This is a genomic window from Streptomyces sp. NBC_01803 (assembly GCF_035917415.1).
In the GTDB taxonomy this organism is placed as follows: Bacteria; Actinomycetota; Actinomycetes; order Streptomycetales; family Streptomycetaceae; genus Streptomyces.
The window spans coordinates 5,273,882-5,288,030 of the sequence record NZ_CP109073.1 but is presented as its reverse complement, the minus strand read 5'-3'; the positions used below and the strand labels follow the sequence as shown (position 1 = coordinate 5,288,030).

Genomic DNA, 14,149 nt, shown 5'->3' with positions numbered 1-14,149 from the left:
AACGGCCGTACGGGGCGGGCTAGATCAGCCGCTTGCCCTTCGCGGTGGCGCGCGCGGCGACCTTGACCATCTGCCGGGCCATCTGCCGCATCTCGCCCTCGGGAGCCTTGGTGTTCGCCCACCACATGAACTTGGCGATGTCGGCCGCAGTCGGGTAGATGAACCGGGTGCTCTCCGGATCCTTGAAGCCGAAGACCGGGTTCATCGTGGGGTCCTTGCGCATGAAGTCGAAGATGATGTCGGCGGCGGTGTCGCCGTCGATCTCCCCGACCTCGTACTTCTCGCAAGTCTCGGCGGCCAGGTCGACCAGCTTCTTGAGGTTGTGGCTCTCGGGGAACCACAGCCCCGGGTAGGGCGGATTCTCCAGGTCGCGCAGGAACTTGTCGTCGCCGCTCAGCTCGAACTCGCCGACCGCCCGGACCAGCCGGATGACGCCCGGGGTGAGATACCCGGCCCAGACGCGGAACATCGCGTTCCACAGGCGGAAGTGGGAGAACGAGATGTAGGAGCTGTTCACCAGGTCGTCGTTGAACTGGAGCAGACCCCGCTCCAGTTGCTCGACGTACTCGAACCGCTCCTCCGACCAGTTGTCGTCCTCCAGCGAGTCGAGGATGCGCGTGCACAGCGAGTACACGACCTCGAAGGTGTTGGACAGGCCGCGGGAGAACAGCGGGTCCAGGAAGCCCGCCGCGTGCGACATCAGGCACCAGCGGTTGCCGATCGAACGCTTCGAGGAGTACTGGAGCCGGTCGGTGGAGATCCACTCACGCACCCGCTTGGCGCCCACGAACTGGCGCTTGACCGCCGGGTACATGTCGAGGAATTTGTTGAACTCCTCCTCCGGGGTCATGTCCTTGGGCTTGGGGTAGGTGCGCTCGTCGATCGTGAGACCGACGCTGACCACCGGGTTCGCCGATCCCTTGAGGTTGTTGAACGGGATGATCCAGAACCAGCCGCGGTCGATGAGGTGGTGCAGCGTGCCGTCGTGCCACTTGGCCGGCGGGCGCTGGCTCACCGGGTGGTGCGACACGTCGTCGAACGGCTTCAGGTCGATGAAGTGGGTGAACATCGACCGGGCGTGGTGCTTGAAGCGGGCCGGCTTCTCCCGCAGGTCGAACTTCTCGGCCAGCGGGGAACGGAAACCACTGGCGTCGATCAGGTACTTCGCCCGGAAGACCTCACCGTTCTGGCCGGTGACGGTGACCCCGTCGTCGTCGAAGTCCAGGTCGGCCGCGCGCCAGTTCTGGCGCGTCGTGCAGCCGTACTTGGCGGCGACGTTGAAGAAGAACTGGTCGGTGTCCTGGCGGAACAGGTGGCTGGCGTCGGTCAGCACCTTGGGGATGACGAACATCGTCGCTTCCTCGGGGTCGGGCTCCTGCCCGACCTTGTGCTTGATGAACCCGAAGCTCTGCTTGCGCCCGTGGTGCGGGCCGATGTTCTTGGCGACCGCCTTGGCGTCCAGCAGGTAGCCGATCTCCGGGACCTCGAAGCGCTTCTCGCAGATGCGCAGCCACTCGACGAGCTGCGGTGTCATCGACTCGCCGATGGCGAACCGCGGGTGCTGCCCGGCGTCGACCAGCACCACGTTCGCGCCCTGCCGGGACAGGCACGCCCCGGCCACCGAGCCCGCGAGACCGGAACCGAGGATCAGAACGTCGCACGTCTGGGCCTGCTCGGGCCCCTTGGCCTCACTCGTTGCCTTGATCTTGCTGGGCATCAGCCCGCCTCTCTCTTCGGAATCGCGTTTCCGTGCCTCGTGCGAACTGGACGTGTCAGCCGTGCGGGCAGCTTCGAACCAGCGGTCCAGTACGGCGGCGGGATCGGCCGCCCGGTCGCCGGCCCAGGCGACGTATCCGTCCGGGCGGATAAGCACCGTCTCCTGGCCCTCCAGCGGGGCGTCGGGGGCGGCGAGCGCCGCCACCACGTCCACCCGGCCGGCGGCCAGCGCGGTCAGCACCGCGCGCCGGTCCGGGTCGCCGGACAGGTCCAGCAAGACACCCCGACCGCCGCGCAGCAGCGCGATGGTGCTCGTCACCCCGGATTCCGTCACCAGGTCCAGATGCGGCATACGGGCCCCGACCAGGGGCTCGTCGCCGATGTCGTAGCGGATGTCGAGGCCGCTGATCATCGCGCCCAGGCGGTCGCGGACGGCCGTGTGGCCCATCAGCTCGCCCGTGGTGGCGCGCAGCGCGTCGACCTCGCCGCCACCGAGCAGCAGCAGCGCCTGGGCCTCGATGTTGCCCAGGACCCGTTCGCCGACGCCGTGCCGCTCCTCGTGGTAGGTGTCGAGCAGCCCGGCGGGGGCCCGGCCGGTCACCTCGGCGGCCAGCTTCCAGCCCAGGTTCACCGCGTCCTGGAGGCCCAGGTTCAGCGCCTGTCCGCCGACCGGCATCTGCCGGTGCGCGGCGTCGCCGGCCAGCAGCAGCCGGCCCTGGCGGTAACGGGCCGCCAGGCGGGTGGTGTTGCCGAAGGCGTTGACCCAGATCGGGGTGCCGCCGCTGATGTCCTCGCCGGTCACCCGGGACCACACCTCGGCGACCTCGGCGAACTCGGGCTCTCCGTCGCGCACTCCGGGCGGCCGGCCGAACTCGTGGACCATGACCCGGGTGACGCCGTCCCGGGTGGCCGCGATGGCCAGCCCGTTGGGCGTCCGCTCGAAGCGCCGGTTGCGGATGTCGACGCCGGTGACATCGGTCCGCACCAGCTCGCGGGTGGCGTCGTGGCCGGGGAAGTCGAAGCCGCCCAGGCGGCGTACGGCGCTGTCCTCCCCGTCGCAGCCGACGACCCAGGCGGCGGTCAGCCGGGCCGGGCCGCCGGGTGTGGCGGCCTCGACCTCGACCCCGTCCTCGCCGGCGACGAGGCCGGTGACCCGGTACTCGCGCCGGATGTCGGCGCCGAGTCCGCCGGCCCACTGGGCCAGCAGGGCCTCGACCCGCGCCTGCGGCACCTTCCACTGGCCCCGGTAGCGGGACGGCTGCCCGCCGAGGTCCAGCGGCAGGCCGCCGAAGTGGCTCACCGGGTCGTTGGGCGGTGTGCCCAGCGTGGTCAGCAGGCCCCGCTGGTCCAGGATCTCCATGGTGCGGGCATGGAGAGTCGAGGCGCGGGACTCGGTGGTCGGGGTCGCGAGGCGTTCCAGCACGATCACCTCGGCCCCGCCGAGCCGGAGCTCACCGGCCAGCATCAGGCCGACCGGCCCCGCGCCGACGATGATGACCTGGGTGTCCATATCAGCGCTTGCCCTCCGCGTACGCCTTGGCGTACCCGAGGGTGGCGGTGCTGTTGGTGCTCAGGGCGTTCTTGACGAACGTCTTGGCCTCGGCCAGACCGGCGTCGTCGCCCAGGATCTTCTTGATGTTCTCGGTGTTGATGATCACCGCGTGCTGGGAGGTGGCGGCGACGCCGTCGGCGTTCTCCTCCAGCTTCCAGTAGCCGGTGTGCAGGGTCATCAGCGCCGGCAGCGTGATCTGCTTGTAGACGATCCTGCTGTCCGGGAAGCACACGCGCACCGACTTGGTGGTGTGCGTGGACCCGTCCTTGGTGCGGGTGTCCATCTCCAGGATCTGCAGACCCGGGGTGTCCTCGGTGAGTTCGACGCGGGCGACGTGCGCCAGCCGCTCCTTCCAGAGCGACGCCTCGTTGAGGAAGTCGTACACGTCCTTGGCGGAGCCGTCGATCTGCACCGTGTCCTCGAAGGCCAGGTACAGGTCGTCGGCGCCGGTGGCGAGTTCGACGTTCTTCTTCAGGGCGGCCAGCTCGGACCGGCTGTTGCGGTCCACGGCCTGGTCGATCCAGGCCAGGCTGTCCGGGTCGTCGTCGATGGCCCGGTAGTCGTGCAGCAGCCGCACCCGTGACTGGGTGTCGGAGATCGACTCGATCAGCCAGGTCCCGCCCATGGCCGCGACCGGCGGCGTGGACACTTCCTGGCGGAACTCGATCCGCAGCTTCTCGGGGTCGAGCACCCGGCGCGAGGTCCAGTTCTTGGCCTCGCCGTTGGCGGTGGCCCAGATGCGGATGCGCTCGGTGTTCCCGCTGCGCTCGACGTGGTCGACGAACACGGTCGGCGGGAAGATGCGCGGCCAGTTGACCACTTCGGCGATCAGCCGGTAGACGTCGGCGGCCGGGGCGTCCACCGTGATCTCGTGCTCCACCTCGCGGTGGCCGGACTCCGTCATCATCAAGTCTCCCAATCCCTCGGAAAAACGGTGCGGGTGGCCTCGGGCCCGTGCTGCGGTGGCCTCAGAAGTTGCCGAGACCGCCGCAGACGTTGATGGCCTGGGCGGTGATGGAGGCGGCGGTGTCCGTGGCGAGGTAACCCACCAGGCCGGCCACCTCCTCGGGGGTGGAATAACGGCCGAGCGGGATCTTGGCCGTGAACTTCTGCATGATCTGGTCCTCGGTGGTGTCGAACGCGGCGGCGTAGCCCGCGCGGACCTTCGCGGCCATCGGCGTCTCGACGTAGCCCGGGCAGACCGCGTTGACCGTGATGCCGGTCGGGGCCAGCTCGTTGCCGAGGGCCTTGGTGAAGCCGACGACGCCGTGCTTGGACGCCGAGTAGGGGGCGCCCAGGACGACGCCCTGCTTGCCGGCCGTCGACGCGATGTTGATGATCCGGCCGCGGTCGCGGTGCCGCATGCCGCCGGTGTTGAGCACCTCGCGCGTCATCAGGAAGACGCTGTTGAGGTTGGTGTTGACGACGTCGAACCAGAGGTCGTCCTCGATGTCGGCGGTCACGCCGCCGCCGCTGCGGCCCGCGTTGTTGACCAGGACGTCGACCCGGCCGTACGTGTCGACGGCCGCCTGCACCAGCGCCTTGATGTCGTCCTTGGACGTGACGTCGCACGCGGCGCCGTCCACGTCAAGGCCCTCGTCGCGCAGCTCCTTCACCGTCACCTCGACGGTGTCCGCGCTGCGCGCGCAGATGAACACCGCGTGGCCCTGCGTGGCCAGAGCCCTGGTGACGGCAAGCCCGATTCCGCTGGTGGCCCCCGTGACGAGAGCGACCCGCTGCCCCTCAACGGCCATGCCTTCTCCTTACCTATACGAACTGGTTGGGTGTGTGCCGGGTTGTCGGTGTGCCGGTCCCTTCGCACGGCTCCGCCGCCGGGCGCGTGCGGGGCACGCGGCGGCGGAGCGGTGGCAGGGACGGTCAGGCCGCGTTCTCGGTGGCGAGCTGCTTGTTGACGACCGTCAGCAGCGCGCCGGGCGTCTCGACGTCGGCGACCGAGGTCTCCTCCAGCGCGATGCCGTACTCGCGCTCGATGCGGCTGCCGGTCTCCAGCAGGGCGAGCGAGTCGTAGCCCAGCTCCTCGAAGGTCAGGTCGAGGATGTCGCCGTCGAGGTCGACGCTCTCGACCTCACCGGCGGCCTCCCGCAGGATGCGCCGGAGGTCTTCGATGGTGAGTTCCTGAAAGGCCATCTCAATCCTTCGTTCTCGTAAGCCTCGTAAGCCTCGTAAGCCTCGTGAGCCTGGTGAGCGGGCCGGTGGTCAGCCGGCGACCCGGCGCACGACCATGGCCGAGTTGAAGCCGCCGTCCCCGCGGGCGAGGACGAGCGCCGAGCCGACGTCGGCGATCCTCGGCTCGCCGACGACCAGGTCGAGCTCGTACTCGGGGAGCGGCGAAACGTTGGTGGTGGGCGGGATGAGACCGTCCCGGATGGACAGCAGCGCGGCGGCCAGGTCCAGCGAGGCGGCGCCGGACAGCAGCCGGCCGGTCATCGTCTTGGGCGCGGTGACCGGCACGCCGTGCGGGCCGAACACCGCCCGGATGGCCTCGGCCTCGACGCGGTCCAACTCGGGCACCGCCGCGGCGTCGGCGAACACGACGTCGAGCTCGGCGGGTTCGAGACCGGACTCGTCCAGCGCGATCTCGATCGCCCGCCGCAGACCGGGCTCGCGCCCGCTGCCCGGCCTCGGATCGAACGTCGCGCCGTAGCCGGCGACCTCCCCGTAGACGCGGGCGCCGCGCTCGCGCGCGGAGTCGGCGTCCTCCAGGATGACGAGGGCGCCGCCCTCACCGGGCACGTGCCCCGCGGCCTCCGGGTCGAACGGCAGGTACGCCCGTCCGGGGTCCGCGCTGGTGCTCAGCCGGCCGCCCGCGAGCTGGGCGGCCCAGCCCCAGGGGCAGACCGAGCCATCCACGCCGCCCGTGACGATCAGGCGGCTGCCCTTGCGGATCTGGCGGCGGGCCTGGGCGACGGCGTCCAGGCCGCCCGCCTGATCCGACACGACGACCCCGCTGGGGCCCTTCATGCCAGTGCGGATCGAGATCTGACCGGTGTTCACGGCATAGAACCAGGCGAACGACTGGTACGCGCTGACGTACTGGCCGCCCTTGCTCCACAACGCCTGGAGCTCGTTCTGGCCGAACTCGAAGCCGCCGGAGGAGCTGGCGGTGATGACGCCCATGTCGAACGCCTCCCACTCGGACGGCTGGACACCGGCGTCGGCCAGTGCCCAGTCGGCCGCGACGAGCGCCAGCCGCGTCATGTGGTCGGTCTGCGGCATCAGCCTGCTGGGCAGGTAGTCCTCGGCGACGAAGCCGGGGACCTCACCCGCCAGCACGGACGGGTAGCCCGTCGCGTCGAACCGTTTGACCGGCTCGATGCCGCTTCTGCCGCCTCTGGTCGCCGCCCAGTACTCGTCGGTACCGAGCCCGTTGGGAGCCGTGACACCCAGCCCCGTCACCACTACCGAAGTGCTCACGCCGTCCTCCGCAGGACCATCGCGCTCTGGAAGCCGCCGAAGCCGCTGCCGACTGTCAGCACCGCGTCGGTCTGCCATTCGCGGGCCTTGAGCGGGACATAGTCCAGGTCGCACTCGGGGTCCGCGGTGTGCAGGTTCGCGGTGGGCGGTACGAGGTTGTTCTCGATGGCCAGCGCGGAGGCCGCGATCTCGATGGAGCCGATCGCGCCCAGGGAGTGTCCGACCATCGACTTGATGGAGCTCACCGGGGTCCGGTAGGCGTGGTCGCCCAGGCTCCGCTTCATGGCCGCCGTCTCGTGGCGGTCGTTCTGCTTGGTGCCCGAGCCGTGGGCGTTGATGTAGTCGATCTCGTCCGGGTTCATCCGGGCCTCGTTCATGGCGGTGTTGATGGCCTCGGCCATCTCGCGCCCGTCGGGGCGCAGACCCGTCATGTGGAAGGCGTTGCACCGGCTGGCGAAGCCCGCGATCTCGGCGTAGATGCGCGCGCCGCGCTGCTTGGCGCGCTCGTACTCCTCCAGCACGAAGACCGCCGCGCCCTCGCCGAGGACGAAGCCGTTGCGGGAGTTGTCGAACGGCCGGGAGGCGTGCTCCGGGTCGTCGTTGCGCGAGGTGGTCGCCTTGATGGCGTCGAAGCAGGCCACCGTGATCGGGGAGATCGGGGCATCTGAGGCGCCGGCGATCATCACGTCGACGCTGCCCTCGCGGATCAGCTCCGTGGCGTACCCGACCGAGTCGAGACCGGACGTGCAGCCGGTCGAGACCACGGTGGCCGGGCCCTCGGCCCCCACCGACCACGCCACCTCGCGCGCGAACGAGCTCGGCACGAAGTAGTCGTAGAGGTGCGGGACCGCGTACTCGTGGTCCACGAGGTCGAGCCTGCCGCCGTCGCTGACGACGCGGTACTCCTGGTCGAGCCCCATCGTGGCGCCGACGGCGCTGCCGACGGTCACCCCCGTGCGGTACGGATCGAGGTCGGCCGGTTCGAGGCCGCTGTCGGCCACCGCCTCGGCGGCGGAGACCACGGCGAACTGCGCCGCCCGGTCCATCCGGCGGATCTCCTGCGGGCTGAGCCCGGCGGCCTCGGGGTCGAAGTCGACCTCCGCGGCCACCCGGGAACGGAACGGTGTGGGATCGAAGAACGTGATCCCGCGGGTCGCCGTCCGGCCCTCGCTCAGCAGACTCCAGAAGTTCTTGACGCCGATACCGCCGGGCGCCACGACCCCGATGCCGGTTATCACTACTCGCCGTCGCATGCTGACGTCGCCCCCTTCGGGCTGAAAAGCGTCACGAAGACTTGGTCCAGTGGTAAAAACGCTTGGCCATGGCATCGGCGGGCGAACGCCAGGTCGCCGGGTCATAAGCCTCGATGAACGGCTTGAGGTCGTCGCTGACCTTCACGAACAGCGGGTGGGTCTTCGTCTCCTCGATCACGGCACCGCCGTGATCGTCGTCGAAGTCCTGGAGATGGAAGTACAGGCCCCGGTAGGAGAAGAGCTGGCGGCGCCTGGTGCCCATCAGATCGGGCATCTCCGTGTTGTCGAATTCCCCGAAGATTCGCGCGACATCACCACTGACGTCGGGCGCCATCCGTGCAACGATCAACGTGCTGTGCATCGGGTGTCTCCCTTTCCTGAGGTTGTCTGCTCAGACCGTGCCTTCTCGATCGATCGGCGGGAGATGGGCGGCACCCGGACGGCCGGAATTCCGTCTGGGTCACCGCCCATCCCCCGCACCCCAATCGCTCACAAAAGTCCGTGCCCGAATGGGCGTCGACACGGTCTACCGCGGCTTGCCGAACCAGCGGTTCAGCGCCGACGACAGCGCCTCGCCCTCGGCGTCCGGCTCCACCCAGGCGGCGTAGCCGTCGGGGCGGACCAGCACGGCGGTGACGCCGGCCAGCGGGCTGGCGGGTGACAGCTCGTGCGGCAGGGCGGTGACGATGTCGATCCGGTCCGACCAGGGAGCCGCGACGGCGCGCAGGTCGGGGTGGTCGGTGAAGTCCAGCAGGACGCCGCGGCCGGAGTGCAGCAGCTCGGTCGTCGTGGTCTTGCCGCCGGTGCCGACCAGGTCCTGCTTGGGGACGCGGTTGCCGAGCAGTGGGTGCGTGCCGGAGCCGGCGTCGTAGTGGACCTCGAAGCCGGTGACCATGCCGATGAGGTGGCGGGCCGCCTCGGAGTACTCCAGCAGCTCCTTGAAGACGTTGCGCAGCGGCTCGATCTCGGATCCACCGAGGTAGAGCATGCCCTGCGCGCGGGTCGTCATCAGCAGTCGCTGCCCGACCGGGTGCCGCTCGGCGTGATAGGTGTCCAGCAGTTCGGGCGGGGCCCAACCGCGCACGGTGGCGGCGAGCTTCCAGCCCAGGTTGAAGGAGTCCTGCACGCTGACGCTGAGGCCCTGGCCGCCGGCCGGGAGGTGGGTGTGGGCGGCGTCGCCGACGATCAGCACGTTGCCCTTGCGGTACTCGGTGACCTGGTGCGTCGCGTCGCCGAACGAGCTGACCCAGGACGCCGTGCCGTGGGCTATGGACTGGCCGGACAGGCGCTCCCAGCAGGCCGCGACCTCATCGTAGGTGGGCGGGCCGGTGCGCTCGCGGGGGCCGTTGCCGCGCTCGGCGGCGATGATGCGCTCGACGCCCTCGCCCAGCGGGGCGTTCATGATCATGCCGCCGGGCACCTTCTCGCCGATGTGGCGGGCGGGCAGGTCCAGCCCGGCCACGTCCGCCAGGTACATCTCGATAGTCGAGGGGGTGCCGGGGAAGTCGAAGCCGATCAGCTTGCGGACCGTGCTGCGCCCGCCGTCGCAGGCCACCACGTACCGGCCGCGCAGCGTCTGCCGGCCCTCGGGCGTCTCGGCCTCGACATCGACGCCCGCGCCGTCGTCGGTCACGCCGACGACCTCCCAGCCGCGCCGGATGTCCGCGCCGAGGTCCGTCGCCCAGGCGATCAGGACTTCCTCGGTCTTGGCCTGGGGAATACCGCGTGCGCCGAAGTGGGCGCCTTCGAGCTGGGTGTAGTCCACGAGGATGCCGCCGAAGTGCCCGATGGGGGCCATCTCCAGGTTCTCCCCGAATCCGGGGAGCAGGCCGCGCTGGTCGAACAATTCGACCGCGCGGGCCGTGAAGCCGAGACCGCGGGATTCTCCCGAGGGCTTCTCCAGCTTGTCGAGAACGATGACCTCGACGCCGCCCAGCCGCAATTCGGCAGCCAGCACGAGCCCGGAAGGCCCGGCGCCCACGACGATGACCGGAACGTCCATGCTTCTCTCCTTGACCTGGGTAAACAGTTCGTGAGCGCCCACGGGAAAATGGCATAAAAATAGCTCTGACCGCCGGAAAAGGGCGTGACAGAGCCAGTCAGGAAGGACGTGAAGGGGGGAATCGGAAGCCTCTCGGGAGAGGCGGGCGGTCATCGGCTGGATTTGGGCACAGCTCGACCGCTGGGAAAAGCGTGACACGTCTTCGCGGCTCGTGTCAACAGGCGATCGGGCAACGGAGTCCCCTGTCGGGAAATCCGTGGAAAACCCTGCTGAGATGCCGCGGAACACCATTCCGTGGAACGCGGGAATCCGCTTTGAAACATCCGGACGGCCCCGTGCCGCGTGTTTTTCGACACGGCACCGCCTTCAGCGGGCGCCGCCTTCGGCACGCACAGCCTTCGGCACGGCACGGCACGGCACGGCCGTCGGCGGGGCCCGCCCGCGCTCCGCGCGTAGACGATCGCGTGTGCGGGCCCCCATGGAGCCGCGCGCACCCCGGGAGGGGGCGCGTGACCGCGCCGGGGCCACCCGGCGCGGTTCACCCGGCGCGCGTCACTCGGCGGGAGCCAGCGCGTCGAGGGTCGCGGCGAACTGCCGCGTGTCGTACGTGGTGTGGGTGCCGGCTCCGGGAACGATCCGCCGGCACAGGCCGGCCAGCACCTTGCCCGGTCCGACTTCGATGAACCGTCCGACGCCGTCCGCCGCCATCCGGCTCACCACCCCGGTCCACCGGACGCGGCCGGCGAGTTGACGGGTGAGCACCTCCCGGGCGCCCGCGGCGCTCGTGACGGGCTCGGCGGTCACCGAGGAGATCATCTCGACGACCGGCTCCCGGAACTCCACCTCCGCGAGGGCGGCGGCGAACCGCTCCTCGATCCCGCTCATCAGCGAGCAGTGGAAGGGGGCGCCAACCTCCAGCGGCACCGCGCGGCGGGCGCCGGCGTCCTTGGCGGCCGTCATGACCGACCGGACGGCGTCGACCTGCCCGGAGACGACGGTCTGGCCGGGCTCGTTGTCGTTGGCGATCTCGACCACCTGACCGGTCACGTCGGCGGCCTGGACGCACATCTTCTCGACGTCCTCCAGGGTCAGGCCGACGATGGCGGCCATCGCGCCGGGCACGCGCTCGTTGACCCCGGCCATCAGCTGACCGCGCAGCCGGACCAGGCGGAGCGCGTCCGTCCATGCCAGGACCCCGGCCGCGACCAGCGCGGTGTACTCGCCGAGACTGTGCCCGGCGACGACATCGGGGGCCAGGCCGCGTTCGCGCAGTGAGTCGAGCACGCACAGGCTGGTGAGGAAGACGGCGGGCTGGGTGATCGAGGTGTCCTTCAGGGCCTCCGCCGGGCCCTCCCAGCAGAGCTGGGACATGGGGAGGCCGAGGATCTCCTCGGCCGGGCGGTAGTAGGTTCCGACCAGCTCCGGGCGCTCTTGGGCGAGGTCGTGACCCATGCCCACACGCTGGGACCCCTGGCCGGGGAAGACGAAGCCGATTCTGTCCATGCGCCTTAAGGATCCTTCCGGCCTTCGCGCTGTCAGGTACACCGCCGCGTCGCTGACGTCGGCCGATTCGGTTTCAGAAGTGCCGCCAACGTCGCGCGAGCGGGACAGCACTGGGAATTAATGTGACCTGGAACACATTGACGCTCGTCGCCATGCGCCGGGACCGCGCCGTCTCAGTGGCATCCGGGGCGAAAGCGCTGGACATGCCCGGTATCCGCGCCTGCGCGCCGGACACTTCCGGACATGAAGAAGGGCGGCCACCCGATTCGTAGGTCACATCTTTCGAAACCGAATCGAGGCATAAGTCTGCCGCCCAAAACATCGTGACAGCTTCACGCAGTCTATGTCAACCGCGCTCCTCCTCCACAGCATTTACGCAGTTCATAGCTACATGCCGCTGGGCAGTTAGCTCCCGTACGCATGGGCCTGGGACCCTACGCGGGATCGGAGCACAGGTCAGGGAACAGCGACTTTCGCATGAGCGAAGAACCCAGGAGCAAACACTCTTGCTCTGACCTAATGTCAGAACATGATTACGTGCGCCGCGGCGCGGCGGCCACGCAACCGCGAATGGAATCTGGAATTCCGTTATTCCCCCACGGAAACGGACAAGCAACCCACACGGGATGGAAGGGGCGCGAGCGGACACATGAACACTCTGACACCATCCTTCCCCGATCTCCCCGAGAGGCCGGTCAGGTATGGACGGGCGGCGGGGTTTGTGAGTAGCCTTCCACTTCAAAACCTGGACATCGCCATACAGGGCCAGGCCATGACTCGGGAGCGGGGGTTCCGGATCATTATGACACCGATTTAACGCGGTAGAAACAGAAAGATCATGTTCGCCCAGGCGTTGAGGTTCGGCCGATTCTGCGGTGACCAGTGACGAGAACCGCGAAAAGCAGCCGATAACGGGCATGTAACGGCCAGGTGTCCCGCACAAGAACACATGGCGTCTTTCGGCATGCCCTGACGCAGGCACAAACTTCAGGTCATCACGAGTGACCGTTTATCCCGCGATGCGACAACCACTTTCCGCCATGATTGACCATCAGGTGAGGAAATGAACACTTCGCTGTGTTTGGGAAACAACTGCGGCAGCCGTCCGCAGGTACCATCACCCCATCGGACCGCGGGCTCGGGCCCGCGGCTGTGCGCCACCTGCCGCCACGCCCTGCGAGCCGATCTGCTGGAACTGCCGCAGATCTACGAGGACTGCGAGTCGGCGCTGCTGCCCCGCCGTAATCCCGCACTTCAAAGGGTCAGCGGCAGTCGGCAGTCCACCGGCATCCTGCTCGACGAGGAAGTGATCACCACCCGCTCGGGAATCATCGGATTCCTCGCCTCCTGGTCGGCCCTGGTCGCCGACGAGCGATCGGTCGCCAAGCCGGCCCGAAGACATCCGGCCGAACTCGCGACCTTCCTCGTCCGTCACCTGAGCTGGCTGGTCGACCATCCGGCCGTAGCGGACTTCGTCGAGGAAATCGCGCGCATCACCAGCCACGCCCAGCGTTCCGCGTACACCCAGCCGGGGCTCCGTATCGAGCTCGGTCAATGCATACATCCGGGCTGTACCGCACCGATGGGCCCGACCGCTTCCGGCCGGGAAGGTAAGCGCATACGGGAGGTGCGCTGTACCGCAGGCCACACCTGGGCACCACATCAGTGGCTCCACCTGTCCCGGCAGATTCAGCAGTCGAGACACGGAAGGACCACAAACCGTTCACATCAGGCCGAGGGCGCCGCATGAGCGAGGGACCGAGAAACGGCGCGAGACTCGTTCCGACGGAGCTCGCGGCACTCGCCGCCGGTGTTTCCCAGGCCACCATTCGCAAGTGGGCCAGCCGAGGAAAGATCACACGTTACGGCAGCCCCAACAGAGCCCAATACGACCTCGACGAGCTGATGGAACTCCTCGCCGCCTCGTCCGATCCACGCCCATCCCGAGAATAAACCTCCATTGCACAGTGCAATCGCTCTGACGTAGTGCCCTGCCTGTCATCCACGAACGGGAGGGCGGGGGATTCCCCCTTTCACGCGGATGACAGGCAGGGTGAGCACGACCGCCGCCCGGCGGCTGCCGCCCCGAGCTGACTACGCTGCCCGCGCGGTCACCCGGACGGTCCGGCGGAACGGACCATGACGGCGCGTCGGCGGCGACGAGGGGCGCCGCTGCGTGGCGGGGTCGTGCCGCTTGAGAGCCCCGGTTCGTCCGGGGCGGACGGCCCGGCCGTGACCGCCCGGTAGCGCGGTCTGCGGCCGAGAATGTCGGCGATCTCGGTGTGGCGGATGCCGAACGTCTGGTGCAGGACGACCATGGCGCGCTCCAGCGGGCTGAGGCCCCCGGCGCCGTCTCCCCCGCCGCTCGCGCTCTGCCGGGCCAGCGTCCGGTTGACCGCGATCCGCACCAGGTAGGCCCAGGGATCGTCGATCTCGTCGGTCATCCGGTGGCTGGTCCGCAGCCAGGACGACGAGGTCTCGCGGAGGACGTCCTCCGCGTCGGCGGTGTTCCCCAGCAGCGCGTGGACGATGAAGAACAGCAGGTCCCGGTGGTCGGCGAACACCCGGGTCGCGGCGTCGTCCGGAACACCCGCGAGGCTCTTCGCCGAACCGTCGATCATGGTGGACCTCCTGTATGCGCGTTCCCCCTTTAGAGGGACGGCGCCCCTCGGAGTGTGACATTCAGCC

The 14,149-nt window shown here is 69.0% G+C and carries 11 protein-coding genes; 1 reads left to right on the top strand and 10 read right to left on the bottom strand.

What is annotated here, in order from left to right:
• Positions 1 to 19 precede the first annotated feature (19 nt).
• The 9 genes from OIE51_RS24120 to fabD all read right to left on the bottom strand — a co-directional run bounded on the left by OIE51_RS24120 (position 20) and on the right by fabD (position 11,461).
• Positions 20 to 3,226, bottom strand: a complete 3,207-nt coding sequence (locus tag OIE51_RS24120) for an FAD-dependent monooxygenase (RefSeq protein ID WP_326599896.1) — start codon at positions 3,224 to 3,226, stop codon at positions 20 to 22.
• Between the two features lies 1 nt (position 3,227).
• Positions 3,228 to 4,172: an aromatase/cyclase gene (locus tag OIE51_RS24115; RefSeq protein WP_326600775.1), complete on the bottom strand. Its 945-nt coding sequence runs from the start codon at positions 4,170 to 4,172 to the stop codon at positions 3,228 to 3,230.
• A gap of 64 nt (positions 4,173 to 4,236) precedes the next feature.
• A complete protein-coding gene (fabG, locus tag OIE51_RS24110; protein WP_326599894.1) occupies positions 4,237 to 5,022 on the bottom strand; it encodes a 3-oxoacyl-ACP reductase FabG in 786 nt (261 codons plus the stop codon).
• 124 nt (positions 5,023 to 5,146) lie between these two features.
• Positions 5,147 to 5,416 (bottom strand): acyl carrier protein, encoded by a 270-nt coding sequence (locus OIE51_RS24105; RefSeq protein WP_326599893.1) that lies wholly within the window; start codon positions 5,414 to 5,416, stop codon positions 5,147 to 5,149.
• A 69-nt stretch (positions 5,417 to 5,485) separates the two neighbouring features.
• On the bottom strand, positions 5,486 to 6,703 hold the full coding sequence (locus OIE51_RS24100; protein WP_326599892.1) for a ketosynthase chain-length factor: 1,218 nt from the start codon (positions 6,701 to 6,703) through the stop codon (positions 5,486 to 5,488).
• Positions 6,700 to 7,956, bottom strand: a complete 1,257-nt coding sequence (locus tag OIE51_RS24095) for a beta-ketoacyl-[acyl-carrier-protein] synthase family protein (protein ID WP_326599891.1) — start codon at positions 7,954 to 7,956, stop codon at positions 6,700 to 6,702. The genes OIE51_RS24100 and OIE51_RS24095 overlap by 4 nt, the downstream gene beginning before the upstream one ends.
• A 31-nt stretch (positions 7,957 to 7,987) precedes the next feature.
• Positions 7,988 to 8,317: a TcmI family type II polyketide cyclase gene (locus OIE51_RS24090; protein WP_326599890.1), complete on the bottom strand. Its 330-nt coding sequence runs from the start codon at positions 8,315 to 8,317 to the stop codon at positions 7,988 to 7,990.
• Between the two features lie 165 nt (positions 8,318 to 8,482).
• Positions 8,483 to 9,958 carry an FAD-dependent monooxygenase gene (locus tag OIE51_RS24085; RefSeq protein WP_326599889.1) on the bottom strand — a complete coding sequence of 492 codons (1,476 nt, stop codon included), beginning with the start codon at positions 9,956 to 9,958 and terminating at the stop codon, positions 8,483 to 8,485.
• Positions 9,959 to 10,510: 552 nt separating this feature from the next.
• A complete protein-coding gene (gene fabD / locus OIE51_RS24080; protein WP_326599888.1) occupies positions 10,511 to 11,461 on the bottom strand; it encodes an ACP S-malonyltransferase in 951 nt (316 codons plus the stop codon).
• Between the two features lie 1,063 nt (positions 11,462 to 12,524).
• Between fabD and OIE51_RS24075 the strand changes: the two genes are divergently transcribed.
• Complete coding sequence (locus OIE51_RS24075) at positions 12,525 to 13,211, top strand: hypothetical protein (RefSeq protein ID WP_326599887.1); 687 nt, start codon at positions 12,525 to 12,527, stop codon at positions 13,209 to 13,211.
• Between the two features lie 361 nt (positions 13,212 to 13,572).
• Here the strand turns inward: OIE51_RS24075 and OIE51_RS24070 are convergent, their stop codons facing one another.
• Complete coding sequence (locus tag OIE51_RS24070) at positions 13,573 to 14,082, bottom strand: sigma factor (RefSeq protein ID WP_326599885.1); 510 nt, start codon at positions 14,080 to 14,082, stop codon at positions 13,573 to 13,575.
• Positions 14,083 to 14,149 lie beyond the last annotated feature (67 nt).